Consider the following 26,234-nt stretch of genomic DNA (forward strand, 5'->3'; position numbering starts at 1 on the left):
CCATGCGCGCCCACTCCGTCCGCCGCACTGTACTGACCTGTGCCGCCACCGTCACCGTGACGGTCCTCGCGCTGTCCCTCAAGCCCCACCATGTGACGTCCGTCGCCGTGCCGTCCACCGGGACGCCCCCGAGCGCCGGCTCCGGTCCTGGTTCCCCGGGCACCCGGACGGTCACCGGAGCCGTCGTCCAGACCCGCTACGGGCCCGTCCGGGTGGAGCTCACCCTCGACGGTTCGAGGATCACGGCCGCGCGGGCCGTGCGGTCGCCGGGCGGTGACCCCCGCAGTCTGCAGATCAATGCGTCCGCGATACCCGTTCTCGTCCGGGAGACCCTGGACGCGCAGAGCGCCCACGTCGATTCCGTCTCCGGCGCGACCTACACGAGCGGGGGCTACATCGGTTCCCTCCAGAGCGCACTGGACCGGGCCCATGGCTGAGCGACCCGAGCTGCACCGCGTGGTGCACACCATGGGCACCGTTTTCTCCTTCACGGTACGTGCCGCGCCGACTCCCTTTCTCCGCAAGGCATTCGACGCGGCCGAGGCCCTGCTGCACCACCTCGACGAGGTCTTCTCCCCCTACCGGGACGACAGCGCCGTCAGCCGCGTGGCTCGGGGCGAGTCCGTGCCCGGGAAGTGGGAGCCGGAACTGCACGAGGTCCTGGACCTGTGCGCCGAGGCCCGTCGGCGCACCGGCGGCTGGTTCGACGCCCGGTACTCGGGGGCCTTCGATCCCAGCGGCCTGGTCAAGGGCTGGGCGGTGGAGCGTGCGGCACTCCTGCTCCGGGAGGCAGGCGCACGACATCTCTGCCTCAACGGCGGCGGCGACGTCCAACTCCACGGCGGTCCCTGGCGCGTGGGCATCAGTCATCCGCTGCAACCGGGCAGGCTCGCCGCCCTCGTCGAGCACACCGCAGGCCCGCTCGCCATCGCCACCTCGGGCCCCGCCGAACGCGGCTGCCACATCCTCGACCCGCACACCGGCGCGGCACCGTCCCACGCCCTGGCCTCACTGACCGTGACGGCCGCTTCCCTGACGGAGGCCGACATGCTGGCGACGGCCGCGTACTCCATGGGCGCAGAGGCCAGGGCGTGGCTGGCCGGGCAGCCCGGAATCGCCGCATTCGCAGTGGCGCCGGACGGATCGACCTGGACGGCGCCGGAGCGGTCCAGGTGCTCGGGAGCCCGGCCGGCGACGCCGTCTCCGGTCATGTGACCCATCGGCCCACCGGGTACGGCCGATTCGGCGCGTGCCGCCCGATCCGGCGTACGGAACCCCGGGGAGGAACTCCCGTCACTCCTCCCGGGACGGCCCGGCGGCGCCCCGAGGACAGACGGTCCCGGGCGTGCGACGTGGGACGCCGCCGACATCGCCCGTACCGCCGGGCGGGATCTGGTCGTCCTGAACGGCGATGCGTTCTCCGGCGCGGTGAAGTCCGGTGCCTGTACGGATTCTCCGTCCCGGGCGTCGGGTGCGCCGTCGCGGTGGTCACCGGCATCCCCTGGCCCCGAGGGGGGAACTGGCATGCCCCGGAGCGCAGGGCAGCCGGCCGAAGTCACCGGACCGGGACCAGGACCGGCCCGTCGTCGCCACTGGCCGTTCCGTTCCTTCTCGCAGGCGTGCAGGGACAGTTGCAGCTGTCTCGCCCGTATTGGTCCTTCGAAGTCGGCACGGTGAATGTCGGTTGCCCCTGCCCCGCCGGAGAGCGATGATCCTCCTCATGTCCGACTTCGTGTCCGAGGGTTCCACACTGCGGCCGTATCCCAAGATCTCCGCGAAGGGAGGGCGTGGGGTGTCCGGGGTCCGGGAGTGGGTCGCCGTAGAAAAGGTGCACGGAGCGCACTTCGCGGTGGTGTGTGACGGCACGGGGGTTCGTCCGGCGAAGCGGCGTGAACTGCTGGGCGACGAGGCGTTGGACGGTTTCTTCGGCGTGAGCAGAATCTGGCCGGTGCTGTCGGTGGCGGCGGCCCGTTTCGCTTCCGCGCTGTGCAGTGCGCGGGGTGAGGCCGCGGTGGTGACGGTCTACGGCGAGCTGGCCGGTGGAAGCTATCCGCACCCGGATGTTCCCGCCGTTGCCGGGGCCGAGCCGGTGCAGACGGGCGTGTGGTACTCGCCGGGGCTGCACTGGCTGCCGTTCGACGCATCGGTCGAGACGGCCGAGGGGCGCTGCTGGGTCTCCGACCGCGCTCTGCGCAAGGCCGCAGCCGCCGCAGGGCTCGTCTGTCCTCCCGTTCTCGGGCGCGGCGCGCTGAACGGGCTTCAGGAGCTGCCGTGCGCCTTCCCCACGAAGGTGCCGGCCCTCTTCGAACTGCCCGAACTGGCGGACAATCTCGCCGAAGGCTATGTCCTCAAACCAGCCGGTGAGTGGCCGGAGAAGGGTTCCGCGGGCGCGGGCATCCGCCCGGTGGCCAAGGTGAAGCAGAAGTCTTTCGCGGAGGACGAGCGGTTCGACGGCGCACGTCCCTATCTGCCACCACCCCGGGGAGCGGCCGGAGTTCCCGCCTGGCTCCTGGCCCAGGCCTCGGCACTCCTCACCCCCACCCGCGCGGCCGCCGTGGTCAGCAAGCTGGGCCCCCGCACTCCGGTGGACACCGTGGCGGAGGAGATCACCCGGGATGTTTCGGAAGAACTCGCCGAAGCGCTGGGAGGTTTGGAGGACACACTCCTGCGTCCTCTGGAACGAGCACTTCTGCCCGGGGCACTCTCCCTGGCGGTCTTCGACGCCGAGGACCGCAGCCCCTCCCGGAAAGGCGGAGAAGGCATACGGTGACGACCGTAATCAGTCGTCCCGGTGAAAGGCCCGGTGGGTAAAGGCATCAGTCGGGTGCGGTTGATCGGCTCATGCCAGATGTCGAATCCGAAGCCGAAACCGAAGCCACCGGAAAACGTAAGTACCCCGGCCCGGGTACGCCAAACATGCAGGCACCCGACACTGCGCCGCGATTGCCGTCGGCGATCTCCCGATACCCGCAGGGGTCCCGGGCGCCCGGGTCGAAGTCTTCCGTTCCCGACGAGTGCCGCACGGGCGGCGTCCTTTGCGGCCCGTGCGCGACTTCTCACCGGCCGTGGGGGCCGCCGACGGAAAAACCCCTGCCGCCGACGGAAGCTTTATCTGCGTTTTAGCAGGCCAGGCCGACAGAACCAGCATAAATAGGATGACCCCAAGATTAGGACTCCCCAACCAGCACATCGTGGGCTTAACTTAGGTGTCATGACCTCCCCCCGCTCCACCTTCGGCGGTGGCTACTACGCCACCTCGTCGTTCCCCGACACTCCGATCTACGACTCCCTGGTCGCGGAGCGGGGCACCCCTCAGATCGCTCCGATCCGAGTGCCTGCCGCCTATGACACCGGCAACAGCCATCTGCCGGCTCTCCCGGCGGCCCTGCCGGCGCTTCCCGCGGCGCCTTCCCAGCCCGGTCCGTCGTACGGCTACCCGCAGCCGGCGGCTCAGCAGGGTTACGCGCCGATGCAGCCCGCCCAACTGCAGCACGCCCCGGCGCCGTACATCCCGCAGCAGCCGACCGCGGCCCGCGGCGGGTACCAGCCGCCCCAGCCGCAGCAGCAGTACCAGCGGCCCGCTCCGGGCACGGGGTACGAGGCGATGCGTCCGGCCTCGCCGCGCCCCGCCCCGGCGCCCGCGCCCTACGAGGACCCGTACAACCGCCCGTACCAGGGCCGGGGGTACTGAGCCGGCGGTCACGCACGAACGCACGGGGTCGTCGTCGAGCCATGGGGACTCGGCGGCGACCCCGGCGTTCCGGCGGCGGACGGTCCGTCGGCCCGGCCCGTCGCACGGAAACCCGCGGGCCGATCACCGCACCGGCCGGGTGAAGTTGCTCTCTCTTCGCTCCTTCAGCACCCGAAGCGTGCCGCACCGGGTTATGACGGAGGCGGGAAGGGGGGTGCCGGACTGTGCGAGCGGTTACCGGAGTATGGCGTTGGCGCCGCAATCCCCTGCGCCGCGCCACCGACCGGTGCGAGGCGTGGGTGGCTCTCGTCGCGCTGCTCCTCGTGGTGGTGGCGGCACCGGCCCTGGGCTGGATCTGCGGCGCGCTCACCGACGAGGCCCTGCAGAGGACGGTACGGGAGCAGCGGGCCCGGCTCCGTGCCACCACCGCGGTCGTGGTGCGGCTGGCGCCGGGGGCGTCGCTGCTGGTCACCGATCCCGAGGTCGCCACGGAGCAGGGTTCGCGGATCCCGGTGGTGGCGCGCTGGAAGGCCCCGGACGGCACGGCCCGCCGCGGGACGGTCACGGCCTCCTCACGCAGCGTCAGACCCGGTTCGAAGGTGGAGATCTGGATCGGCCCCGACGGCCGCGCCGCGCAGCGTCCCATGGACGCCCCGACCGCCCGCACCCACGCGGTGCTGGCCGGCATCGGGGCGGCCCTGCTCGCCGCCGGGCTGGTCGAGGGCGGCCGTCGGCTGGCGGTCGGGGGCATGACGCGCAGGCGGTACGCCCGGATCGACCGGGCCTGGGCCGAGGTCGGTCCGGACTGGGGCAGGACCGGGACCGGCAACTGACGACCTCCTGATCCGGACAACTCCCGCCCGCCGCGCGCGCTACGGTGGACCGGCCCGCCCGTCCTTCCCGGCGGGCGCGCCCCGGGTTCCGCCGTTGCCGGAAGGCCGGTGACCCGGGCATCACGCACGCACGAGGTGGGGGCACAACAGCGCCATGGCACAGGGCACGGTCCAGGTGACGCACACCGGCACATCGCGGTGGCGGCGCCGCACAGGCGAATACGCCTCCCTCACCGCAGCCCTGGAGGCCGCGGCGGACGGCGACGTCCTCACCGTCGCACCGGGCACGTACCGGGAGAATCTGGTCCTGCACCGCGCGGTGACCCTGCGGGGCCCGGAGGGGTCCGTCGGCTCCGTGCGGATCGCGCCGGCCGACGGCGTGCCGCTGACCGTCCGCGCCTCCGCCGTCGTCTCGGACCTGCACGTGGAGGGCCAGGACTCGACCGCCCCGGCGCTGCTCGTCGAGGACGGCGCGCCGGAGATCGCGGACCTGCGGATCGTGACCCGTTCCGCCACCGGGATCGAGGTGCGCGGTGCGGCCCGGCCGACCGTGCGCCGCTGCACCGTCGACAATCCGGCCGGGGTCGGCATCGCCGTGCTCGACGGCGCGGGCGGGGTGTTCGAGGAGTGCGAGGTCGTCTCCGCCGGGCAGGCCGGGGTCTCGGTGCGCGACGGCGCACACCCCCGTCTGGAGCGCTGCCGGGTCCACCACGCCTCGGGCGCGGGGCTGAGCGTCACCGGGGAGGGCAGCGGCCTGGAGGGGGTCGGCTGCGAGGTGTACGAGGTCAAGGGCAGCGGGATCCAGGTGACCGCCCGTGCCTCCGCCCACCTCGGCGAGTGCACGGTGCACCGGACTTCGGCGGACGGCGTCACGCTCGACACCGACGCCGTACTGACGCTCGCCGACTGCGACATCCACGACATCCCGGAGAACGCGGTGGATCTGCGTTCCCGTTCGGTGCTCACCCTGACCCGTTCCACGGTGCGCCGGTTCGGCCGCAACGGCCTCTCCGTCTGGGACCCCGGCACCCGGGTCGACGCCAACCAGTGCGAGATCTACGACAGTACGGGCGACTATCCCGCGGTCTGGGTGAGCGACGGGGCGACCGTGATACTGGACTCCTGCCGGGTCCACGACGTGCCGGACGCCATCTTCGTGCTCGACCGGGGCTCGCGCGCCGACGTCGTGGACAGCGATCTGTCCCAGGTGCGCAACACCGCGGTGTCGGTGAGCGACGGGGCGACCGCGCAGCTCGACGACTGCCGGGTCCGGGAGGCGTCCACCGGCGCCTGGTTCCGCGACCACGGCAGCGGCGGCACGCTGAACAACTGCACCGTCGACGCGGTGCAGACCGGAGTGATCGTCACCAAGGGCGCCGACCCGACGATCGAGCGCTGCACGGTCACCTCGACCGCCGAGGCCGGTTTCTACGTCTCCGCCGAGGGCCGCGGCACGTTCCGCCAGTGCCGGGTCACCGGCAGCGACGGCTACGGCTTCCACGTGATGGACGGCTGCCGCACGACGCTGACCCGTTGCCGTACCGAACGGTGCTCGCGCGGGGGCTACGAGTTCGCCGAGCCCGTCGCCGCGCACGGCGACGGCCAGGGCACCGGCCCCGTCGTCGAGGACTGCACGAGCGACGAGAGCGCACTGCGCTCCCCCGCGCCCCCGGCCCCCACCGTGCTGACGGCGACCCAGTCGGCCCCCGGGCTGCTCGGCGGGGTGCCCGGACAGCGCGCCGCGGAGCCCGCCCCGGCCGAGGCGCCCGCCGCCGTCGAACCGGCGCGTTCGCCGGACGCCGTTCTCGGTGAACTGGACGCGCTGGTGGGGCTGGACAGCGTCAAGCGGGAGGTGCGCGCCCTCACCGACATGATCGAGGTCGGCCGTCGGCGCCGGGAGGCCGGGCTCAAGGCCGCGTCGGTCCGGCGCCATCTCGTCTTCACCGGCTCCCCCGGCACCGGCAAGACCACCGTGGCGCGGCTGTACGGCGAGATCCTCGCCTCGCTCGGGGTCCTGGAGCGGGGTCATCTGGTCGAGGTGTCCCGGGTCGATCTGGTCGGTGAGCACATCGGTTCGACCGCCATCCGCACGCAGGAGGCGTTCGACCGGGCGCGCGGCGGAGTTCTGTTCGTCGACGAGGCGTACGCCCTGTCACCCGAGGACTCCGGCCGGGACTTCGGCCGGGAGGCGATCGACACGCTCGTGAAGCTGATGGAGGACCACCGGGACGCGGTGGTCGTCATCGTCGCCGGGTACACCCACGAGATGGAGCGGTTCCTCACCATCAACCCCGGTGTGGCGTCGCGTTTCTCACGGACCATCACCTTCAGCGACTACGAGCCCGCCGAACTGCTGCGGATCGTGGAGCAGCAGTCCGACGAGCACGAGTACAGCCTGGCCGACGGGACCGGTGAGGCGTTGCTGAAGTACTTCACGGAGCTTCCCAAGGGGCCCGCGTTCGGCAACGGCCGCACCGCGCGCCAGACCTTCGAGTCGATGGTGGAGCGGCACGCGGGCCGGGTCGCCCAGCTCGCCGAGCCGAGCACGGACGACCTCAGCCTGCTCTACCCGGAGGACCTGCCCGAACTCCCCTGAGAGCGGGTGGGTCCGGCGTCGGCCGCCCCGTCGGCCTGGCGGGGCAGGACCGGGTCCAGCCGGTCCAGCAGCGCGGCCCGTTCCTGGGCGAAGACCGGGTCGGCCTGGTAGTCGGAGTGCCCCAGAACGGCTTCGGGCAGCGGGTGTTCCCGGGTCCGCCCGTAGACCAGGGGGTCCTTCAGCGGTCCCCGGTCCACCTCGGGCCCCGGTCCCCCGTCGAGGCGGACCCGGCCGCCGATCGGGTCGGTGGCCCGCCACAGGTTGCGCCAGCAGTGCACGGACCGGTGCAGCGCCCCCAGCGGTACGGGGCCGAAGTAGGCCGGGAACCAGCGCCCGTACAGTCGCTCGATCGGCGAGCCGTAGGTGAGCAGGGCGACCCGCCTGCGGGTTCCGGCGGGCAGTTGCCAGACCGCGGACGCCGCGAGGACGCTGCCCTGGGAGTGTCCGGAGATGACGAGCCTGCCCCGGGTGAGCGCGGTCCAGCCGGACATCCGTGACGCCAGGTCGGGGACGGCCCGTTCGGCGTAGCAGGGCGGTGCGAAGGGATGGGCGGCGCGCGGCCAGAAGGTGCCGACGTCCCAGAGGATGCCGATGGTGCGCCGGGCGGAGGCGTCGCGGTAGGCGCGCCGGCCCCAGGTGACGAAGAGTATGAAGCCGAGTCCGACCATCCAGGAGCCGGTCGACTGGGCGGCCTGCGCGAGGGACTCGACGAACGGGCCGCTGCCCTTCATCGCGAGCCCCGGCACTTCTCCGCTCATCCAGGCTCCGCAGACCGCCCCCGCGCCGAGCAGCAGGGTGGCGGCGCAGACCGGGCCGAGGATCCAGGGCGCGGAATCGGTGAGGGCGGCCGTGGCCCGGATGCGGGCGATCTGCCGGGTCCGGGCGGGGTCCGGCCGCTCCTCCTCGTACTCCTGGTCGATCCCGGGCTCCAGGGCGCGGGCGGCGAACCAGGTCCGTACGAGCAGCAGGAGGGCGGGGACGGCCAGCAGTACCAGGAGGACGGGGATGACGGACGCCTGCCAGCTGAGCAGCACCGGCGGTCCCTCGATGACGGAGCCCCTGCCCATGCCGGGGGTGCCGGGGCCGTCGAGCCAGTCGGCGACGCGCTGGGAGACCCCGCCGCTCATGACGCCGCCGAGGGCGCAGGCGAGCATCGCGACCACGGGTCCGCCGAGTCCGTACATGACGGTGCGGGGTTCGGGGGTCCGGCGGTACAGGCTCAGGGCCACCGCGGCGAGCACGACGACGAGGGTCCCCTGGCCGAGGGCGATGGCGCTGAAGGCGAAGTCGCCGGGCAGGGTGCCGGAGGAGGTCCAGTCGGGGCGGGACCAGGCGGCGTACCCGGCGGCGAGGAGCAGCAGGGTCAGGGCCGCACCGGGCAGGTAGGCGATGAGCGCGCGGTCGAGCCGGTTGTCGAGGCGGCGTTCGCTGCGGCCGCGGCGGCAGACGACCCAGAGCACGACGAGCGCGCCCCCGGCCAGCGCCGCCTCGATCAGCCGGCCGAAGAGGTCCGGTACGGGGCCGGTGACCGCGCGGTCGTGGCGGGCGGCGGCCCCCGCGACCGACGCGGCGACCGTCAGGAATCCGGCGGCGGTGTGGGCGGCGCGCAGCCGGGCGACCAGGCGGCGGCCGTACCAGAATCCGGGGCGGCCGAGGGCGGGGCGACCGCCGGGTTCGGCGACCGGTTCGGCGAAGGTGTCGTCGTCGGGTTCCAAACCGGTGAGCGGGCGCTGTGATTCGTACGCGCTCCAGGTCCGGTTGGACAGGAACCAGAGGAGCGCGACCAGGGCGGTGGGCACCAGGGCGGCGAGGGCGAGCCGGCGGCCCGGCTGGGACCACCAGCCGCCCTGGGCCGTGGACAGGAAGCCGAGCCAGGAGCGCTGGTTCGAGCAGGCCGGGACGCCCGCGCACTGCCAGGCCGCCAGGTCGAGCGCGACCTCGCAGGCCGCCGCGGTCAGCAGGACCGTGAGGCTGAGGGCGAGGAGCCGGACGAGGACGCCGTACAGGCGCACCGCGCGGGTGCGGCTCCTGGCGGTCGGGCGCATCCAGTGGGCGAGGTTGACCACCATGAACGGCAGGAGCAGCAGCCACAGGGCGCGGGAGCCGTTCCCGGAGGTCAGGTTGGACCAGCAGTAGGCCTCGGCGATGGGCCGGTCGCGGTAGCGCTCCGGGTGCTGTTCGGCGTCCTTGTCGTCGGCGCGCCGGTAGATGGCGGCGGTCGCGTCACCGGTGATCCTGACCGTGGAGGGGTCGTCGAGCATTTCCTGGGGGGTGGTGCCGCCCACGCCGTGGACCAGCAGTTCCAGCGCGGGCCCGGGACTCTGCGGGGCCGGGGTGGCAGGTGGCACTGAGGTGACTCGCTCTCTCTGTCGTGGGGGGAGTTGCTGATGCGGTGTCACCAGAATCGTGGAAGAGGGGTGGTGTCCGCACCCTCTCCCCGAATCTCCCCGGTGCGGCGGCCGGCCACACCGCGTGGCAGGATGACCCCGTTCGAAGAGGCTGCCGCACGGCCGGATGGAAGGACGGGACCCCGCGTTGAGCGAGAATCAGAATCTGCTCGCGGAGCAGCGGCGCGCCCTGATCCTCGACGAGGTGCGCAGGCGCGGCGGGGTACGGGTCAACGAGCTGACCCGCAGGCTCAGCGTCTCCGACATGACCGTTCGCCGGGATCTGGACGTGTTGTCCCGCATGGGGGTCGTGGAGAAGGTGCACGGCGGAGCCGTTCCGGTGGCCGGGGCCAGTACGCACGAACCCGGTTTCGAGGCCAAGTCGGCGCTGGAGCTGACCGCCAAGGAGGACATCGCGCGGACGGCGGCGGCCATGGCGGCGCCCGGCAGCGCCATCGCGCTCTCCGGCGGCACGACGACGTACGCGCTCGCCCAACGACTGCTGGACGTACCGGATCTGACGGTGGTGACCAATTCGGTCCGGGTCTCCGACGTGTTCCACTCCGCCCGGCGGTCGGGGGCCGCTTCGGAGGCGCGGGCCGGGGCGGCGACGGTGGTGCTCACCGGCGGGGTGCGGACCCCGTCGGACTCGCTGGTCGGTCCGGTGGCCGACCGGGCGATCGATTCCCTCCACTTCGACGTGCTGTTCCTCGGGGTGCACGGGATCTCGGTGGAGGCCGGTCTCTCCACGCCGAATCTGGCGGAGGCCGAGACGAACCGCCGCTTCGTGCGGTCGGCGCGGCGCGTGGTGGTGGTCGCCGATCACACCAAGTGGGGCACGGTGGGTCTGAGTTCGTTCGCGACGCTGGAGCAGGTCGACACGTTCGTGACGGACGACGGTCTGCCGGCCGCGGCCCGTGCGGAGGTCGAGGAGCATCTGCCGGGCCTGGTGGTGGCGGGCCGGGCGGCGGACCGCGAGTCCTGAGCCGGTCGGCGTCCTGGCCCCATCGGCCGGCGACGGATTCCGTTTGTCCTCCCCGGGACGGTCAAGAGCCGGGCGAGACTTTCGAAAAACGCCCTAGGATCGCGGCGTGGCAGTATTCCGGATCGAGCGTTTCAGCTCCTTGACCGCGGCCGAGTGCTGGCGCCGCGTCACGGACTGGGAGCGGCATGCCGCACAGGTTCCGCTGACCAGGATCACCGTGCTCACGAAAGCGCCCACCTCGGTCGGGACGGTCTTCGTGGCCCGTACGGGGATGGGCCCGCTGGGGTTCGACGATCCGATGGAAGTGGTGCGGTGGACTCCGCCCGCGGCCGGGCGCGCGGGGCTGTGCGGGCTGGAGAAGCGCGGTCGGCTGGTCCGGGGCCGGGCCTCGATCGATGTGTATCCGACCGGTTCCGGATCGCATGTGGTGTGGGTGGAGGAGCTGACCGTCCGGCTGCTGCCGCGGTGGAGTGATCCGCTGCTCGCCGGTGCGGGCCGCCGGGTCTTCGGCCGGGTGCTCGACAGTCTGCTGGATCCCGCGGTCCGGCGGCCGTAGCGGGTGACCGGGCAGGCGTGGTCCGGGTGCCGCCGTTCGGAGTCCTCCGCCCGCCCCGTGCGGTGATCGGTGCGAGACTCGGGCGGGTGGACGAATCCTCCGGTGACGCGCGGCTGCGCTGTCTGGTGACCGGTGCCTCCGGGTACATCGGCGGCAGGCTGGTGCCCGCGCTCCTCGACGCCGGCCATCGGGTGCGCGCGCTGGCCAGGACCCCGCGCAAGCTGCGGGACCATCCGTGGGTGGACCGGGTCGAGGTGGTCGAGGGCGACGTGGGGGACGCCGCGTCGGTGCGGGCGGCGATGGCCGGTGTGGACGTGGCGTACTACCTGGTGCACGCGCTCGGCTCCGGGCCCGGGTTCGAGGAGCGGGACCGCGAGGCGGCCCGGATCTTCGGCGAGCAGGCGCGGGCGGCGGGGGTCGGCCGGATCGTCTACCTCGGCGGGCTCACCCCGGCCGGGGTGCCCGAGCGGGAGCTGTCGCCGCATCTGCGGTCACGGACCGAGGTGGGGCGGATCCTGCTGGATTCCGGGGTGCCGACGGCCGTGCTGCGGGCCGCGGTCGTCATCGGGTCGGGCTCGGCCTCGTTCGAGATCCTGCGCCACCTCACCGAACGGCTGCCGCTGATGATCACCCCGAGCTGGGTGCGCACCTCGATCCAGCCGATCGCGGTGCGGGACGTCGTGCGGTACCTCGTCGGCTGCGCCACCCTGCCCGCCGAGGTGAACCGCACGTTCGACATCGGCGGGCCGGACGTCATGACGTACCGGGACATGATGCGGCGCTACGCCGAGGTCGCCGGGCTGCCGCGGCGGCTGATCCTGCCCGTGCCGGTGCTCACCCCAGGGCTCTCCGGCCTGTGGATCGGGCTGGTGACCCCGGTGCCGCCCGCCATCGCCCGCCCGCTGGCGGAGTCGTTGCGCCACGAGGTGGTCTGCCGCGAGCACGACATCGCCCGGTACGTGCCCGATCCGCCGGACGGCGTCATCGGTTTCGACCGGGCGCTGCGGCTGGCCCTCCAACGGGTCAAGGAGGCCCGGGTGGACACCCGCTGGTCGTCCGCCGCAGTGGCGGGTGCGCCCAGCGACCCGCTGCCCACCGACCCCGACTGGGCCGGCGGGAGCCTCTACCGCGACGAGCGGGAGCTGACGGTGCCGGTGGCGCCGGACGCACTCTGGCGGGTGATCGAGGGCATCGGCGGCGAGAACGGCTGGTACTCCTTCCCGCTCGCCTGGGCCGTACGGGGGTGGCTGGACCGGATCGTCGGGGGCGTCGGGCTGCGGCGCGGGCGGCGGGACGCGCAGCGGCTGCGGGTCGGGGACTCGCTGGACTTCTGGCGCGTGGAGGAGATCGTGCCGGGCGAACTGCTGCGGCTGCGCGCGGAGATGCGGCTGCCGGGTCCGGCCTGGCTGGAGCTCTCGGTGGGCCGGGACGAGCGGGGGCGGACGGTCTACCGGCAGCGGGCCCTGTTCCATCCGCGCGGGCTGCTGGGCCATGCCTACTGGTGGAGCGTGTGGCCGTTCCACGCGGTGGTGTTCGGCGGCATGGCCCGGAACATCACCGCGGCCGCCCGGAGCGCCCCGTCCGGCCCTCCGCCCGGTCCCCCGGCCGACCGCCGGGCGCACGAAGACATCTGACGGTACGCCAGCTATGGTGTGCGCGGCCCGTCCGCCACCGATCGCACGGGAGGTGCGTTCCATGCCACGCCGACTCCGTTCCGTGGGGCTCGACTTCATCGACTCCGCCCCGCTGCGGCTGGTCTTCGCCGCCGAGGTGTCCGCACCGGCCGACGCCGTCTACCGCGCGCTCGCCGACGACGTGCCGGGCTGGCCCGACTGGTTCACGGCGGTGACGGCGGCCCGGCCGACCGAGGACGGCGCGGGCCGCGAGATCCGGCTCAAGGGAGGCGGGGCGCTCCGCGAGACGATCGTGGCGGCGGAGCCCGGCGAACGGTACGCCTACCGGGTCGACGAGGCCAACGCCCCCGGGGTGCGCGCCCTGTTGGAGGAGTGGCGGCTCACCCCGGCCGGGGCGGGGACCCGGGTGCAGTGGACGTTCGCCGTCGACGGTTCCGCGCCCTTCCGGGCCGCCCTGCGGCTGGGCCGGCCGGGGATGGGACGGGCCTTCCGGGACGCGGTGCGCAATCTCGACAGGCGGCTGGCCGGCCGGGCATCCTGAACTCCCCGGCGGGACTTCCGGGACACGTCCTAGCAGGGCCACTTCCCGTCGGCGAGGAAGGACTCGACGGTCGCCGTGTACGGGGCGATGTCCAGGCCCTGGTCGGCGAGCCAGCTGTCGGAGTAGTACTTGTCGAGGTAGCGGTCGCCCGGGTCGCAGATCAGGGTGACGACGCTGCCCCTGCTGCCCTGCGCGACCATTTCCGCGACCAGTTTGAACGCGCTCCACAGCCCGGTCCCGGTGGAGCCGCCCGCCTTGCGGCCGATGGCCTTCTCCAGGGCGCGCACGGCCGCGACGCTGGCCGCGTCCGGCACCTTCATCATCCGGTCGATGGCCCCGGGCACGAAGCTCGGCTCCATCCGGGGCCTGCCGATGCCCTCGATCCGGGAGCCGCAGTCGCTGGTGGCCAGGGGGTCGTGCCGGGTCCAGCCGTCGAAGAAACAGGAGTTCTCCGGGTCGGGGACACAGATCCGGGTGTCGAACTGCATGTAGTGCACGTAGCGGGCGATGGTCGCCGAGGTGCCGCCGGTCCCCGCCGTGGCGACGATCCACGTCGGCTCCGGGTAGCGCTCCAGCTTCAACTGCTGGTAGATCGACTCGGCGATGTTGTTGTTGCCGCGCCAGTCGGTGGCCCGCTCGGCGTAGGTGAACTGGTCCATGTAGTGGCCGCCGGTCTCCTCGGCGAGCGTGGCGGACTCCTCGTACATTTTCCGCGAGTCGTCCACGAAGTGGCAGCGGCCGCCGTGGAATTCGATCAGCCGGCACTTCTCGGGGCTCGTGGTGCGGGGCATCACGGCGATGAACGGCACGCCGATCAGTTTGGCGAAGTACGCCTCCGAGACGGCCGTCGAACCGCTGGACGCCTCGATCACCGGCTTGTCCGGCCGGATCCAGCCGTTGCAGAGCCCGTAGAGGAAGAGCGAGCGGGCCAGCCGGTGCTTGAGGCTGCCGGTGGGGTGCGTCGACTCGTCCTTCAGGTAGAGGTCGATGCCCCACGCCTCGGGCAGCGGGAAACGCAGCAGATGGGTGTCGGCGGAGCGGTTGGCGTCGGCCTGGACCTTGCGGACCGCCTCCTTGAGCCAGACCCGGTAGCCGACGTCGGAGCGGTCGATGTCGACGGTCGCCGCGACACGCCCCTCACCCCTGTGCTCGACGATGCCCATCAGCGCGCTCCTCCTCGTACGACCGGACTGCCTGCTTCCCACGATATTCCCCCCACCTGCACAAACGTTTACTTTGAGGTCCCATAGCCCGGCCTTGGCCCCAGGGGGCCGAACGGTCGGTGACGCGGCCTGGCGCGTCGGCCCCCGCTTGTGCAGACTTCCCCTCAGAAGCATCACGAAGGGGGCGAAGCCGTCATGCCGGAAACGGAGTTCAGTGCCACGGGGGTACGGATCGAACGCTGGGCCCGCTCACTCACGCGGGCCGGGCAGGTGATCGTCAAGGACGGCAGGCTGGCCCTGCTGACCAGCAACGGACGGGAGATCGACAGCGCGCCGGTGGTGGCGGTGAGCGCGGGCAGGCCGTGGTTCGCCGGCGCCGGGGCTGCCGTGGCCCGGCTCAACGGGACGCGGTACCGGCTGACGATGGGGCAGCGCAACCACGGACCGGACCGGACCGGACCGGCCCGTCGTTTCCTCGAGACGCTGCGCAGCGCGGGCGGCCGGACGAGCTGATCCGGCGGCGCCACCGGAACCCCGCGAGTTGCGGAGCGGCGAGCCCTGGGTGACATTGGACACGCATCACTCATGGTTCACCGGCGGTGACACTGTGGTACGTGCCGCCGGGACCGGATTCAGCAGCCAGTCGGCTGCCGCATCCGTCACTCCGTCTTCTTCCGGACCTATTTCGGGGAGTCGCAGCCGTGATCAGCGAGCCAAGCAGGCACTGCACGGTGGAGCTCCAGGCCCTGCCGTCGCGGATCGGTCAGGTCCGCAGAATCATCTCGGCGCAGTTGCGCTACTGGCATCTCGATCCCTTGATCGACCAGGCCGCGCTCGGCGTCACCGAACTGCTGACCAATGTTCACCGGCACGCCCAGCCGGACAAGTCGTGCACCGTCGAGATCGAGTTGCTGCTCGAACGGCTGATGGTGTCCGTCCACGACCACGACCCACGGCTGCCCACCGTGCGCGAGGCGAGCGCGTCCAGTACGTCGGGGCGCGGGCTCGCGTTGATCGCCGCGGTCAGCGAGAGCTGGGGGGTCCGCCCGAGCGGCGGGGCCGGCAAGGTCGTCTGGTTCACCCTTACGGCCCCTCCCCGGTGTGCCGCACCGGCACCGCATTCGGTGTACGGGGCAACCACCGACGGCCCGTTCGAGCCGGACCTCGTCATCGAGCCGGAGCTCGGGATGCCTTCCGTGGCACGGTCGGCGGTGGTCGGCTGAGGGCCGCCCCCGGTTCCCGGTGGTCCGGTACGGCGTCGGCACCGTACGGCCGCCGGGCGTCCGGCCGTCCCGCCGGCCCTCCGCCGCGCGCCGGGACGGGAGCGTCGCTCACACCCCCGCCCCCTTGCCGCCGCGGCCGAACTGCTCGTCCAGGACGGAGAGCCTGCGCCAGTACTCGTCCTCGTCGATCTCCCCAGCCGCGAAGCGGCGGCCGAGCAGGGTGATCGGCGACGGTTCGGCGGGTGCCTCCGCCGGGATACGGGCCTGCCAGGGGGGCCGCCCACCGCGCCGGAGGGTCCTGCGCAGCAGGGTGACGCCGCCGATGACGACGGTCGCCCAGAAGAGCGGGAAGAGGAGGATCCAGGGCCCGGGTCCGCCGCTGTGCGCCAGGGTGTTCATCTCGGTCAGCTCCCTCGTTCGGGGGTTCGCGTCCAGGTTTTTCCCGACGCCTCCGAGACTGCCCCCGGCAGGGGGTCCGGGTCGTCGTGCGACCGGCGGCCGTGCGCGTACCCCCTCGGGAGTACGCGGCGGCCCCTTCGCTGCTCCCGTCACCGGCCGGGCCGGATTCTCCACGCCTGCCGGCCGCTGTGCGCCACCGAATCGTGAGTGCTTCGGACCGCCCGGTCGAGGCCGCCCGGGAGCCCGGGTGGGAGCGCCGCTACGTGGGCCCCGGGGCCGGCAGCGGGCGGGCAGGCCCGTCGACGGGCCCCGGCCGAAGAGCCGGACGCTCGGGTCCGTGGCCGGTCGGCCAGGTCCTGATCCCTCGTCAGGCGAGGGCGGCCAGCGGGTCGTCCAGCACCGGCTGCCAGGCCAGTTCCGCCGCGCCCACCAGACTGTTGTGGTCGAGCGTGCAGGGCAGGATCGGCACGCTGCCGCTGCGCCCCCACAGGCTCCGGTCGGCCACCACCGCGCGCAGCCGCTCCGGATCGGCGTCGAGCAGGGCCCGGTGCAGTCCGCCGAGGATGATGCGGTCCGGGTTGAGGATGTTGACCAGTCCGGCGAGCCCGAGGCCGAGCCGGTCGATGAGTTCCTCGGCGGCGCCCCGCACCTCCGCGTCCTCGTACTCCGTGCGCAGCAGATCGCCGGCCTGCTTGAGCAGGGACTCCTCCGGGCCGGGTTCGCGGCGGGCGGCGACGAGGAAGGCCAGCGGGTCGGCCTCGACGTCCAGACAGCCCCGGCCGCCGCAGTGGCAGGGGCGTCCCTCGGGGTTCACCGTGAGATGGCCCACTTCCAGCGCGAGCCCCGAACTCCCGGTGTGCAGGCGGCCGTCGAGCACCAGGGCGCCGCCCACGCCGCGGTGGCCGGTGGCCACGCAGAGCAGGTGTCGGGCGCCCCGGCCGGCGCCGTGCCGGTGCTCGGCGAGCGCGGCGAGGTTGACGTCGTTCCCCGTGAACGCGGGTCCGGTGATGCCCGCCTCGCGTACGCGGGTGGCGAAGATCTCGCTCACCGGGGCACCGGCGGGCCAGGCGATGTGCAGCGGGTTGAGCGCGTTGCCCTCCGGTTCGGCGACCGCCGACGGGACCGCGAGACCGGCGCCGACGCAGCGCAGTCCGCTCTCCTGCAGCAACCGGGCGCAGGCGTCGACCACTTCACCGATGACCTGTGCCGGGTCCGCCGTGACCGTGACGCAGCCGGGGGCGGTGGCCACCAGCCGCCCGCCGAGTCCGACGAGGGCGGCCCGGAACCCGTCGGCGTGCACCTGGGCGGCGACGGCGACGGGGCCGGACTCCCGGACCGCCAGCCGGTGCGAGGGCCTGCCCTGCGAGCCGGCGGCGGAGCCGGGGCGGGAGTCGACCCGGATCAGGCCGAGCGCCTCCAGCTCCGCGGCGACCGCACCGGCCGTCGCCCTGGTCACCCCCAGTTCGGAGGTGAGGACCGCGCGGGTGGGCGCGCGTCCGGTATGGATCAGTTCCAGCGCGGGCCCGAGCGCGCTGCGGCCCCTCTCCAGCTTTGTCCGGGTGGTGGACACCTTGCCGTTCATGGGGGCGAGTCTCCCACGCTCCGAGGGTGCCTCCGACGCCCCGGTGGCGCGGTCTGGCCCCTCGCGCTCCCCTTGCACCTCCGTCTTGCACCTACCGTCCGGGCGCCCCTATGCTGAGTTTGTGCCGCAACTAAACAAACTGCGGACGGCCCTGTCGGGGGGACCGGGCGGAAACACCGCCGTACCCCCGTCGGCCCGCCTCCGTTCCGCCCTGACCGTGTTCTTCGCCCTCGACGGATTCCTCTTCGCCGGCTGGGTGGTCCGCATCCCGGCCATCAAGCACCAGACCGGCGCCTCGGCCGCCACCCTCGGCCTCGCGCTGCTCGGCGTGTCCGCCGGGGCCGTGGTGACCATGATGTTCACCGGCCGGCTGTGCCGGCGCTTCGGCAGTCATCCGGTGACCGTGGTCTGCGGCGTCCTGCTCTCCCTCGCCATCGCCCTGCCCGCGCAGACTCATTCGGCGCTCGCGCTCGGCCTGGTGCTGCTGGTCTTCGGCGCCGCGTACGGCGGGATGAACGTGGCGATGAACAGTGCCGCGGTCGATCTGGTCGCCGCCCTGCGCCGCCCCGTGATGCCCGGTTTCCACGCCGCGTTCAGCCTGGGCGGGATGATCGGCGCCGGGCTCGGCGGGCTGGTCGCGGGCGGGCTCTCCCCCGCCTCGCACCTCCTCGCCCTCACCGGGGCCGGGCTCCTGGTCACCGCCGCGGCGGGGCCGGTGCTGCTGCGCCACCCGGCGCCCGTCGCCGCCTCCGGCACGGACGTCGCCGGGAAGCCGCGGCGGCCGGACGGCAGGACCCGCCGCCTGGTGGTCCTGTTCGGTGTGATCGCGCTCTGCACCGCCTACGGCGAGGGCGCGCTGGCCGACTGGGGCGCGCTCCACCTGGAGCAGGACCTGCACGCCCACCCCGGGGTCGCCGCCGCCGGGTACTCCCTGTTCGCGCTGGCCATGACAGCGGGCCGGCTCACCGGCACCGCCATGCTCGAACGGCTCGGCCAGACCCGCACCCTCGTCCTGGGCGGCACGACGGCCGCCGCCGGGATGCTGCTCGGCTCGCTCGCGCCCTCCGTCTGGGCCGCCCTGATCGGTTTCGCCGTCACCGGTCTCGGCCTGGCCAACATCTTCCCGGTCGCGGTCGGCCGGGCGGGCGAACTGGCCGGCCCCGGCGGGGTGGCCGCCGCCTCGACGCTCGGCTACGGCGGCATGCTGCTCGGGCCGCCCGCGATCGGCTTCCTGACCGACTGGTCCTCCCTTCCGGCAGCCCTGACCACGGTGGCGCTGCTGGCCGTCGCGGCCGCGGCGCTGGGGTACGGAGCACGTAACGCGACCGCGCACGGCCGGCCGGTCGCCTCGGGAAAGTGGCCGGAATCCTCGCACCGGGAGTCCCGGAGCGGTGTCACCATCGGGTCATGAAGATCACCGACCACATCCGGTTGCTGTCCGCCGAGGGGACGTCGCTGGCGGACGCCGCACGGCGGGCGGGCACCGACGCACCGGTGCCGACCTGCCCGGACTGGCGGGTGCGCGACCTGCTCCGGCACACCGGCATGGTGCACCGCTGGGCGACCGCTTTCGTCGCCGAGGGCCACACCTCGTACCACCCCGACGGAGGGGAACCCGACCTGGACGGACCGGAGCTCCTCGACTGGTTCCGCGAGGGCCACGACCTCCTGGTCGACGCGCTGGAGGCCGCGCCGGCCGGGCTGGAGTGCTGGACCTTCCTGCCCGCACCGTCGCCGGTGGCCTTCTGGGCGCGGCGGCAGGCGCACGAGACCACGATCCACCGGGTGGACGCGGAGTCGGCCCGCGGCGGGCGGCTGTCACCGGTCGGGGCCGATCACGCGGTGGACGGGATCGACGAGCTGCTGCTCGGAATGCACCGCCGCCCGAAGAGCCGGGTGCGTACGGACACGCCGTGCTCGCTGCGGATCCGGGCCACGGACACCGACGCCGTCTGGACCGTGCGGCTCTCGGCGCAACCGCCGCGGACCGAGCGGACCGAACAGACCGGGCGGATCGGCGGAGTTGCTCAGGAGGGGCCGGTGGACTGCGAGTTGAGCGCGTCGGCCGAGAACCTCTACCTGACGCTCTGGAACCGGCTGCCGCTCACGGCGGTCACCGTGACGGGCGATCCGGAGCCCGCCCGGATCTGGCGCGAGAACTCCGGGATCACCTGGTCCTGAGGACCGGCCGGGACAGGACGGCGCCCGGCCCGGCGCCAACCACTCTCCCGGGCGCGGAGCGCCCCGCCCTTCGTCGTGCCCCGGCCCTCCGCCGTACCCGGTCAGCCGAGCCAGCCCGGACGCACCAGCCCCGACTCGTAGGCGAACACGACGAGTTGCGCCCGGTCGCGGGCGCCCAGCTTGACCATGGTGCGGCTGACGTGGGTCTTGGCGGTGAGTGGGCTGACGACCAGCCGCCGGGCGATCTCCTCGTTGGAGAGGCCCATGCCGACCAACGCCATCACCTCCCTCTCCCGTTCGGTGAGTCCGTCCAGCGCCGTCGACGCCGTGGGCTCCTTGGACCGGGCCGCGAACTCGGCGATCAGACGGCGGGTGACCCCCGGCGAGAGCAGTGCGTCACCGCCCACCACCGCCCTCACCGCGCGCAGCAGTTCGTCCGGCTCGGTGTCCTTGACGAGGAAGCCGGAGGCCCCGGAGCGGATCGCCTCGAAGACGTACTCGTCGAGCTCGAAGGTGGTGAGCATGACCACCCTGACGTCGGCCGACGCGGCGTCCCCGGCGAGGGCACGGGTCGCGGCGAGGCCGTCGAGACGCGGCATCCGGATGTCCATCAGCACGATGTCGGGGCGCAGTTCGCGCACCAGGCGCACGGCTTCCTCGCCGTCCGCGGCCTCCCCCACCACCTCGATGTCGGACTGGGCGTCCAGCAGGGCCCGGAAGCCCGCCCGGACCAGCAGCTGGTCGTCGGCGAGCAGTACGCGGATCACGGTGTCTCCTCATCGTGCGCCGTCGCGCGGGACGGACCGGGTGGGCCGGACGGACCGGGCGGCCCCGATGCCCCGGACGGGCCGGACGGCAGCGGAAGCTCGGCCCGCACCCGGAAGCCGCCGGCGGCCCGGGGGCCCGCCTCGATGGTGCCACCCAGGCCCGCGGCCCGCTCCCGCATCCCGGCCAGGCCGTTGCCGCTGCCGCCCGCGTCCTTGCCGGTGGCGGGTCCGTCGTCGTCGACACGGAGCCGGACGCGATCGGGGTGATAGCCGACGCGGACCCGCGCGGTGCGCGATCCGGAGTGCCGGACCACGTTCGTCAGCGCCTCCTGCACGATCCGGAAGGCGGCGAGGTCCGCGCCCGGCGGTACCGCCGGGCGTACGCCGTCCGTCTCGACGGTGACGGTCAGTCCGGCGCTCGCCGCCTGTTCGACGAGCTCGGGAAGTCGGTCGAGCCCGGGAGCCGGGGTCCGGGGGGCGTCTCCGGGCGTGCGCAGGGTGTCGAGTACCTGGCGGACCTCGCCCAGCGCCTCCTTGCTGGCGTCCTTGATGGCGGTCAGGGCGGCGCGGGCCTGTTCGGGGTCGGAGTCCAGCAGGGCGAGTCCGACGTTCGACCGGACGTTGATGACGGAGATGCTGTGCGCCAGGACGTCGTGCAGTTCGCGGGCGATCCGCAGCCGTTCCTCGTCCGCCCGCCGCCGCTCCGCGGCCTCCCGTTCCGCCCGCCGGTCCGCCCACTGCTCCCGGCGCACGCGTACGAACTCGGCGGCGGCGACGATGGCCAGCACCCAGGCGGCGACGCCCAGTTCCTGCCCCCAGGGCGAGGCGTGGTCGCCGGAGGGCGGCAGCCACCGGTAGAGCCAGTGGCCCACCACGACATGTCCCAGCCACACCAGGCCGACGGCCGACCAGGCGGCCCGCCGGTGCCCCGAGACGACGGCGCCGAAGCAGCCCACGGCGACGGCCAGGAAGACCGGCCCGTACGGATAGCCGGCCGCCAGGTAGACCATCACCGCGGCCGAAGTGCCGAAGACGGCCGCCACGGGGCGGCGGTGGCGCAGCAGGAGCACGGCGACGGCCAGGAGGAGCAGCACCCGCGCGAGGGGGTCGAGCGGCGCCCGCTCGCTCATCTGGCCCCGGGCCGCGACGGTCGACCCGATCATGACGAAGGCGCCGAGCAGGATCGTCGAGGGCCACGGCAGCCGGGAGGCCGCGCCGTCCCGCTCGCCCGTCAGCCACCGGGGCGGCTCGCCGTGCGGCCGGAAGGGGCCGCCGCCTCTGCGTGAGCGCTGCTCTTCCATGCCGGTCACGCTAGACCGCGGGCCCCGGCGGAGGCGTCAGCCGGGCGTGGTGGTCACCCGTACTCCCGGTGGAGTACGGCGTACGGGCCCGGCACGACGTGCCGGCCAATCCCTCCCCGGCCCCGGCGCTTCCCCGGTCCCGGTGACTCCCGGTCGTGGGGCGCCTCCCCGGTCGCGCGGGGCGGTGCTCAGGGGCTGGAGGAGTTCCGGCCCCGGCGGCCGTCGAGCAGGCCGACCGAGCGGGCCAGTTCGGCGACGGCTTCCCGGAAGAAGACCTCGCGGGCCTCCACCACCTTGTGGAACTGGCCGAAGACCTCGAAGGAGACCAGCCCGAACAGCTGCGACCAGGCGGCGATCAGCGGGGCGGCGACCTCCGGGGGGAGGCCGGGGGCGAACTCGGCGGCCAGCCGCCCGGCCTCCGCGCGCAGATCCTCGGCGAGCGGGGGCAGGGCGATGCCGTCCGAACGGTAGGCGTCCGTGACCACGCGGATCAGGACGTGGCCGACGCGCGCCGCGGGGCCGATCGTCGCCTGGGGCGCGGTGTAGCCGGGCACGGGCGAGCCGTAGATCAGAGCGTACTCGTGGGGGTGGGCCAGGGCCCAGTCGCGTACGGACCGGGCCACGGCGGTCCAGCGCGCGAGGTGCGGGGCGGCCTCGGCCACGGCGGCGCGGTGGGCGGCCTCGGCGGTTTCGCCCACGGCGTCGTACGCGTCGACGATCAGGGCCGTGAGCAGTTCGTCACGGCTGGGGAAGTAGCGGTAGAGGGCGGAGGAGGCCATGCCCAGCTCCCGCGCGACGGCACGCAGCGAGAGCTTCGCGGCGCCCTCGGCAGCGAGCTGCCTCTTCGCCTCGTCCTTGATCGCTGCTGTGACCTCGATGCGGGCCCGTTCCCTGGCTCCTCGGACTGTGCTCATGCCGGTCAGTCTGCCATGAGGAAAGAGCACCGACCAATAACGAGAGCGCTGCTCTTGCTTTTGAGCAGCACTCTCGTGCACGCTGATCTCAAGCGAGAGCACCGCTCTCAAAACGTGAAGGAGTCACCATGTTCCAGACCCGGACCCAGCCCCAGGCCCCGCCCGTGGCTCAGCCGTACTACCTCCGGGGCAACGCCTTCAACGTGCGGGTGAACAGCATCATCGGCTGGCTCGCCCGACACGGCATCAGCCTCCAGGGTTCGGCCGAACTGTCGGTGCGCGGCCGCAAGAGCGGGCAGATGCAGCGCATCCCCGTGAACCCGCACACCCACGAGGGCGGGCAGTACCTCGTCTCCGCCCGGGGCCACTCCCAGTGGGTGCGCAACATGCGGGTCGCCGGCGGCGGCGAGCTGCGGGTGGGGCGGAAGGTACGCGCCTTCGACGCCGTGGAGATCGCGGACGACGCGGAGAAGGCCCTGGTCATCCGTACTTACCTGGAGCAGTGGGGCTGGCAGGTCAACCAGTACTTCAAGGGTGTCACCGCGAAGTCCACGGACGCCGAGCTCCTGGCCGCCTGCCCGGACCACCCCGTCTTCCGGTTCACCGTGCGGGGCTGACCATCCGGTACGCCCCGCACATCTCACCCGCACCGCCCGCCCCGCACGTCCGGCACGTACCGCCCGCCCCGCACGTCCGGGCCAAAAACCCCTAGCGGTCCATCGCCGACAGGGCCCGCTGCGCCAGCGGATGTGTACGGACCAGCTCGCCGAGCGAGGTCGTCCCCCGGGTGACTCCGGCGAACGCGTTCCAGGCCGGGCGGAATCCCGTCAGCACCGCGTGCAGCACTCCCGGGCGGCGCTCGAAGAGCTTCAGCATGCGCCGGCCGACGCCCATCTCGACACCCAGGCCCGCCTTGATGGCGAAGGCGTAGTTCAGTGCCTGACGCCTGGCGTCCACCGCATCGTGCGACTCCGCGATCCGGACCGCCCACTCGCCGGCGAGCCGCCCCGACCGCAGCGCGAAGGAGATCCCCTCACGGGTCCACGGCTCCAGCAGCCCCGCCGCGTCGCCGCACACCAGCACCCGCCCGCGCGACAGCGGCGAGTCCTCGCTGCGGCAGCGCGTCAGATGCCCGGAGGAGATCTTCGGCTCGAAGCCGGCCAGACCGAGCCTGGCGATGAAGTCCTCCAGATACCGCTTGGTCCCCGCACCGTCGCCCCGCGCCGAGATCACCCCGACGGTCAGGACGTCACCCTTGGGGAACACCCAGCCGTAACTGCCGGGCATGGGGCCCCAGTCGATCAGCACCCGCCCCGCCCAGTCCTCCGCGACCGTGGCCGGCACCGGGATCTCCGCCTCCAGGCCGAGGTCCACCTGGTCGAGCTTCACCCCCACGTGGGCCCCTATCCGCCCCGCGCTGCCGTCGGCGCCGACGACCGCACGGGCCAGGATCGTCTCGCCGCCGGACAGCACCACGGCGACCGTGCGCCGGTCCGGCACCGAGGCGCCGTGCTGCTCGACCCTCGTCACCGTCGCCCCGGTGCGGAGTTCGGCGCCCGCCTTCTGCGCCTCCTCGACCAGGCCCGCGTCGAACTCGGGGCGGTTGATGAGCCCGAAGAGCATCCGCTTGGAGCGACGGGTCCGCGCCAGCCTGCCGTTGAGCGAGAACGTCACCGCGTGGATCCGGTCCCGCAGCGGCAGTTCGAACCCCGGCGGCAGCGAATCGCGCGAAAACCCGATGATGCCTCCGCCGCAGGTCTTGTAGCGGGGAAGCTCCGCCTTCTCCAGGAGCAGCACCCGTCGGCCGGCCACCGCCGCCGCGTATGCTGCGGAGGCTCCGGCCGGTCCGCCGCCGACTACGACCACGTCCCACACGGACGGTTCTTCGTGCTCATGTACGGCGTCTGCGTTCTCGCTGCTCACGATGTGCTTCTGCTCCCGATCCCACCAGTGGCCCATGCTGCTCACGGCATCCTACGGCGCGCCGGTCCCGGCCCCCGCTGTGGGAGGATCGACCGTGCGTTCGGCCCACATGCGCCGCCGCACACCCGGTGCGCATGCGGCCGGATTCATACACATAACGTCGCACCCACGAGGAGCGTGCCCATGACCGCCCGTCCGCTTTCCGAGACCATCGCCTCGCTGATGCCCCGCGCCAAGGCGGAGCTGACGGAGCTGGTGGCCTTCCGGTCGGTGGCGGATCCCGCGCAGTTCCCGAAGAGCGAGTGCGAGGCGGCCGCCGACTGGGTCGCCGACGCGCTGCGCGCCGAGGACTTCCAGGACGTCGCCCTTCTCGACACCCCCGACGGCACCCGGTCGGTCTACGGTTTCCTGCCCGGTCCGGCCGGCGCCCCGACCGTGCTGCTCTACGCGCACTACGACGTGCAGCCGCCGCTCGACGAGTCCGCCTGGCTCTCCCCGCCGTTCGAGCTGACGGAGCGCGACGGCCGCTGGTACGGCCGGGGCTCGGCCGACTGCAAGGGCGGCTTCATCATGCACCTGCTCGCCCTGCGCGCCCTCAAGGCGAACGGCGGCGTCCCGGTCTCCGTCAAGGTGATCGCCGAGGGCTCCGAGGAGCAGGGCACCGGCGGCCTGGAGCAGTACGCGGAGGCCCACCCCGAGCTGCTGGCGGCCGACACCATCGTCATCGGCGACACCGGCAACTTCCGGGTCGGGCTGCCGACGGTCACCGCGACGCTGCGCGGCATGACGATGCTGCGGGTCACGCTCGACACCCTCGAAGGGAACCTGCACTCCGGGCAGTTCGGCGGCGCCGCCCCGGACGCCCTGGCCGCGATGATCCAGCTGCTGGCCTCGCTGCGCGCCGAGGACGGCACCACGACCGTGGACGGGCTCGCCACCGACACCGAGTGGGACGGGCTCCAGTACCCGGAGGCCGATTTCCGCAAGGACGCCAAGGTCCTCGACGGGGTCGGACTGATCGGCACGGGCACGGTCGCCGACCGCATCTGGGCCCGGCCCGCCGTCACCGTCATCGGCATCGACTGCCCGCCGGTGGTCGGCGCGACGCCGTCCGTGCAGGCGAGCGCCCGCGCGCAGATCAGTCTGCGGGTGCCGCCGGGCCAGGACGCCGCCGGGGCGACCGAGCTGCTGACCGCTCACCTCAGGGCCCACACCCCGTGGGGGGCCAGGATCACGGTGGAACAGGTCGGCCAGGGCCAGCCGTTCCGCGCGGACACCTCCAGCCCGGCGTACACGTCGATGGCGCAGGCGATGGAGGCCGCGTACCCGGGCGAGAAGATGCAGACGGCCGGCATGGGCGGCTCGATCCCCCTCTGCAACACCCTCGCCACCCTCTACCCGCAGGCCGAGATCCTGCTGATCGGTCTGAGCGAGCCGGAGGCGCAGATCCACGCGGTGAACGAGAGCGTGTCGCCGCAGGAACTGGAGCGGCTGTCCCTCGCCGAGGCCCTGTTCCTGCGCAACTACGCGGATTCCAAGCAGGCCTGACTTCGCGTCA

Annotated in this window: 24 protein-coding genes; 16 read left to right on the forward strand and 8 right to left on the reverse strand. The window is 73.2% G+C overall.

The genetic code is table 11. The features are described 5' to 3' along the window. Nucleotides 1–2: 2 nt before the first annotated feature. From ACWCXX_RS06125 to ACWCXX_RS06150, 6 genes are all read left to right on the forward strand, one after another. Nucleotides 3–437, forward strand: a complete 435-nt coding sequence (locus ACWCXX_RS06125) for an FMN-binding protein (protein ID WP_451124804.1) — start codon at nt 3–5, stop codon at nt 435–437. After that, nucleotides 430–1,215, forward strand: a complete 786-nt coding sequence (locus ACWCXX_RS06130; protein ID WP_451124806.1) for an FAD:protein FMN transferase — start codon at nt 430–432, stop codon at nt 1,213–1,215. The genes ACWCXX_RS06125 and ACWCXX_RS06130 overlap by 8 nt, the downstream gene beginning before the upstream one ends. A gap of 505 nt (nt 1,216–1,720) precedes the next feature. Next, complete coding sequence (locus ACWCXX_RS06135; RefSeq protein ID WP_451124808.1) at nt 1,721–2,770, forward strand: RNA ligase family protein; 1,050 nt, start codon at nt 1,721–1,723, stop codon at nt 2,768–2,770. A gap of 441 nt (nt 2,771–3,211) precedes the next feature. After that, nucleotides 3,212–3,691: a DUF6643 family protein gene (locus ACWCXX_RS06140; RefSeq protein ID WP_451124809.1), complete on the forward strand. Its 480-nt coding sequence runs from the start codon at nt 3,212–3,214 to the stop codon at nt 3,689–3,691. Between the two features lie 224 nt (nt 3,692–3,915). Beyond that, nucleotides 3,916–4,524: an Rv1733c family protein gene (locus ACWCXX_RS06145; RefSeq protein WP_451124811.1), complete on the forward strand. Its 609-nt coding sequence runs from the start codon at nt 3,916–3,918 to the stop codon at nt 4,522–4,524. Nucleotides 4,525–4,678: 154 nt separating this feature from the next. Beyond that, nucleotides 4,679–7,120 carry a right-handed parallel beta-helix repeat-containing protein gene (locus tag ACWCXX_RS06150; protein WP_451124813.1) on the forward strand — a complete coding sequence of 814 codons (2,442 nt, stop codon included), beginning with the start codon at nt 4,679–4,681 and terminating at the stop codon, nt 7,118–7,120. Here ACWCXX_RS06150 and ACWCXX_RS06155 read toward each other — a convergent pair. After that, nucleotides 7,090–9,468, reverse strand: coding sequence for a hypothetical protein (locus ACWCXX_RS06155; RefSeq protein ID WP_451124815.1), 2,379 nt, complete (start codon nt 9,466–9,468; stop codon nt 7,090–7,092). The two genes, ACWCXX_RS06150 and ACWCXX_RS06155, sit on opposite strands and share 31 nt — an antisense overlap. A gap of 187 nt (nt 9,469–9,655) precedes the next feature. On the opposite strand from ACWCXX_RS06155, the gene ACWCXX_RS06160 reads away from it, so the two are divergent. From ACWCXX_RS06160 to ACWCXX_RS06175, 4 genes are all read left to right on the forward strand, one after another. Further along, nucleotides 9,656–10,492 carry a DeoR/GlpR family DNA-binding transcription regulator gene (locus ACWCXX_RS06160; RefSeq protein ID WP_451124817.1) on the forward strand — a complete coding sequence of 279 codons (837 nt, stop codon included), beginning with the start codon at nt 9,656–9,658 and terminating at the stop codon, nt 10,490–10,492. A 106-nt stretch (nt 10,493–10,598) separates the two neighbouring features. Next, the gene (locus tag ACWCXX_RS06165) at nt 10,599–11,048 is read left to right on the forward strand and encodes an SRPBCC family protein (protein WP_451124819.1); all 450 of its coding nucleotides are present in this window, start codon (nt 10,599–10,601) and stop codon (nt 11,046–11,048) included. Nucleotides 11,049–11,134: 86 nt separating this feature from the next. After that, entirely contained in the window at nt 11,135–12,682 is a 1,548-nt protein-coding gene (locus ACWCXX_RS06170) for an SDR family oxidoreductase (protein ID WP_451124821.1), read from the forward strand. Between the two features lie 61 nt (nt 12,683–12,743). Continuing rightward, nucleotides 12,744–13,223 carry an SRPBCC family protein gene (locus ACWCXX_RS06175; protein WP_451124823.1) on the forward strand — a complete coding sequence of 160 codons (480 nt, stop codon included), beginning with the start codon at nt 12,744–12,746 and terminating at the stop codon, nt 13,221–13,223. A gap of 29 nt (nt 13,224–13,252) precedes the next feature. Here ACWCXX_RS06175 and ACWCXX_RS06180 read toward each other — a convergent pair whose 3' ends face one another. Then, nucleotides 13,253–14,386: a PLP-dependent cysteine synthase family protein gene (locus ACWCXX_RS06180; protein WP_451124825.1), complete on the reverse strand. Its 1,134-nt coding sequence runs from the start codon at nt 14,384–14,386 to the stop codon at nt 13,253–13,255. A gap of 195 nt (nt 14,387–14,581) precedes the next feature. On the opposite strand from ACWCXX_RS06180, the gene ACWCXX_RS06185 reads away from it, so the two are divergent. Together ACWCXX_RS06185 and ACWCXX_RS06190 are read left to right on the forward strand one after the other, a co-directional pair. Further along, complete coding sequence (locus ACWCXX_RS06185) at nt 14,582–14,899, forward strand: hypothetical protein (protein ID WP_451124827.1); 318 nt, start codon at nt 14,582–14,584, stop codon at nt 14,897–14,899. Nucleotides 14,900–15,087: 188 nt separating this feature from the next. Next, nucleotides 15,088–15,609 carry an ATP-binding protein gene (locus ACWCXX_RS06190; protein ID WP_451124829.1) on the forward strand — a complete coding sequence of 174 codons (522 nt, stop codon included), beginning with the start codon at nt 15,088–15,090 and terminating at the stop codon, nt 15,607–15,609. A gap of 108 nt (nt 15,610–15,717) precedes the next feature. Here the strand turns inward: ACWCXX_RS06190 and ACWCXX_RS06195 are convergent, their stop codons facing one another. Both ACWCXX_RS06195 and ACWCXX_RS06200 read right to left on the reverse strand, forming a co-directional pair. After that, nucleotides 15,718–16,008: an SHOCT domain-containing protein gene (locus ACWCXX_RS06195; protein ID WP_451124831.1), complete on the reverse strand. Its 291-nt coding sequence runs from the start codon at nt 16,006–16,008 to the stop codon at nt 15,718–15,720. A gap of 367 nt (nt 16,009–16,375) precedes the next feature. After that, nucleotides 16,376–17,590 (reverse strand): ROK family protein, encoded by a 1,215-nt coding sequence (locus tag ACWCXX_RS06200; protein ID WP_451124833.1) that lies wholly within the window; start codon nt 17,588–17,590, stop codon nt 16,376–16,378. Between the two features lie 121 nt (nt 17,591–17,711). Here ACWCXX_RS06200 and ACWCXX_RS06205 point away from each other — a divergent pair, with 121 nt between their 5' ends. Next, nucleotides 17,712–19,001: an MFS transporter gene (locus ACWCXX_RS06205; RefSeq protein ID WP_451124835.1), complete on the forward strand. Its 1,290-nt coding sequence runs from the start codon at nt 17,712–17,714 to the stop codon at nt 18,999–19,001. Then, complete coding sequence (locus ACWCXX_RS06210; RefSeq protein WP_451124837.1) at nt 18,998–19,771, forward strand: maleylpyruvate isomerase family mycothiol-dependent enzyme; 774 nt, start codon at nt 18,998–19,000, stop codon at nt 19,769–19,771. The genes ACWCXX_RS06205 and ACWCXX_RS06210 overlap by 4 nt, the downstream gene beginning before the upstream one ends. A gap of 101 nt (nt 19,772–19,872) precedes the next feature. On the opposite strand, the gene ACWCXX_RS06215 is transcribed toward ACWCXX_RS06210, so the two are convergent. From ACWCXX_RS06215 to ACWCXX_RS06225, 3 genes are all read right to left on the reverse strand, one after another. Then, nucleotides 19,873–20,538 carry a response regulator gene (locus ACWCXX_RS06215; RefSeq protein WP_451124839.1) on the reverse strand — a complete coding sequence of 222 codons (666 nt, stop codon included), beginning with the start codon at nt 20,536–20,538 and terminating at the stop codon, nt 19,873–19,875. After that, nucleotides 20,535–21,839: a sensor histidine kinase gene (locus ACWCXX_RS06220; RefSeq protein WP_451124841.1), complete on the reverse strand. Its 1,305-nt coding sequence runs from the start codon at nt 21,837–21,839 to the stop codon at nt 20,535–20,537. The genes ACWCXX_RS06215 and ACWCXX_RS06220 overlap by 4 nt, the downstream gene beginning before the upstream one ends. Before the next feature lie 188 nt (nt 21,840–22,027). Further along, nucleotides 22,028–22,753, reverse strand: coding sequence for a TetR/AcrR family transcriptional regulator (locus ACWCXX_RS06225; protein WP_451124843.1), 726 nt, complete (start codon nt 22,751–22,753; stop codon nt 22,028–22,030). Nucleotides 22,754–22,881: 128 nt separating this feature from the next. On the opposite strand from ACWCXX_RS06225, the gene ACWCXX_RS06230 reads away from it, so the two are divergent. Further along, on the forward strand, nt 22,882–23,370 hold the full coding sequence (locus ACWCXX_RS06230; RefSeq protein ID WP_451124845.1) for a nitroreductase family deazaflavin-dependent oxidoreductase: 489 nt from the start codon (nt 22,882–22,884) through the stop codon (nt 23,368–23,370). 91 nt (nt 23,371–23,461) lie between these two features. Here the strand turns inward: ACWCXX_RS06230 and ACWCXX_RS06235 are convergent, their stop codons facing one another. Beyond that, nucleotides 23,462–24,676 (reverse strand): geranylgeranyl reductase family protein, encoded by a 1,215-nt coding sequence (locus ACWCXX_RS06235; RefSeq protein ID WP_451124935.1) that lies wholly within the window; start codon nt 24,674–24,676, stop codon nt 23,462–23,464. 183 nt (nt 24,677–24,859) lie between these two features. Between ACWCXX_RS06235 and ACWCXX_RS06240 the strand changes: the two genes are divergently transcribed. Further along, nucleotides 24,860–26,224, forward strand: coding sequence for a M20/M25/M40 family metallo-hydrolase (locus ACWCXX_RS06240; protein ID WP_451124847.1), 1,365 nt, complete (start codon nt 24,860–24,862; stop codon nt 26,222–26,224). The last annotated feature ends 10 nt before the right edge of the window (nt 26,225–26,234 follow it).

This window comes from Streptomyces sp. NPDC001732, from assembly GCF_053596315.1.

What these genes read in the sequence shown, in the direction of transcription:
- ACWCXX_RS06180 (WP_451124825.1), bottom strand. Translation starts at nt 14,386, where the DNA reads ATGGGCATCGTCGAGCACAGGGGTGAGGGGCGTGTCGCGGCGACCGTC.
- ACWCXX_RS06195 (WP_451124831.1), bottom strand. Translation starts at nt 16,008, where the DNA reads ATGAACACCCTGGCGCACAGCGGCGGACCCGGGCCCTGGATCCTCCTC.
- ACWCXX_RS06210 (WP_451124837.1), top strand. Translation starts at nt 18,998, where the DNA reads ATGAAGATCACCGACCACATCCGGTTGCTGTCCGCCGAGGGGACGTCG.
- ACWCXX_RS06230 (WP_451124845.1), top strand. Translation starts at nt 22,882, where the DNA reads ATGTTCCAGACCCGGACCCAGCCCCAGGCCCCGCCCGTGGCTCAGCCG.
- ACWCXX_RS06200 (WP_451124833.1), bottom strand. Translation starts at nt 17,590, where the DNA reads ATGAACGGCAAGGTGTCCACCACCCGGACAAAGCTGGAGAGGGGCCGC.
- ACWCXX_RS06175 (WP_451124823.1), top strand. Translation starts at nt 12,744, where the DNA reads ATGCCACGCCGACTCCGTTCCGTGGGGCTCGACTTCATCGACTCCGCC.
- ACWCXX_RS06140 (WP_451124809.1), top strand. Translation starts at nt 3,212, where the DNA reads ATGACCTCCCCCCGCTCCACCTTCGGCGGTGGCTACTACGCCACCTCG.
- ACWCXX_RS06125 (WP_451124804.1), top strand. Translation starts at nt 3, where the DNA reads ATGCGCGCCCACTCCGTCCGCCGCACTGTACTGACCTGTGCCGCCACC.
- ACWCXX_RS06135 (WP_451124808.1), top strand. Translation starts at nt 1,721, where the DNA reads ATGTCCGACTTCGTGTCCGAGGGTTCCACACTGCGGCCGTATCCCAAG.
- ACWCXX_RS06150 (WP_451124813.1), top strand. Translation starts at nt 4,679, where the DNA reads ATGGCACAGGGCACGGTCCAGGTGACGCACACCGGCACATCGCGGTGG.
- ACWCXX_RS06220 (WP_451124841.1), bottom strand. Translation starts at nt 21,839, where the DNA reads ATGGAAGAGCAGCGCTCACGCAGAGGCGGCGGCCCCTTCCGGCCGCAC.
- ACWCXX_RS06225 (WP_451124843.1), bottom strand. Translation starts at nt 22,753, where the DNA reads ATGAGCACAGTCCGAGGAGCCAGGGAACGGGCCCGCATCGAGGTCACA.
- ACWCXX_RS06185 (WP_451124827.1), top strand. Translation starts at nt 14,582, where the DNA reads ATGCCGGAAACGGAGTTCAGTGCCACGGGGGTACGGATCGAACGCTGG.
- ACWCXX_RS06240 (WP_451124847.1), top strand. Translation starts at nt 24,860, where the DNA reads ATGACCGCCCGTCCGCTTTCCGAGACCATCGCCTCGCTGATGCCCCGC.
- ACWCXX_RS06130 (WP_451124806.1), top strand. Translation starts at nt 430, where the DNA reads ATGGCTGAGCGACCCGAGCTGCACCGCGTGGTGCACACCATGGGCACC.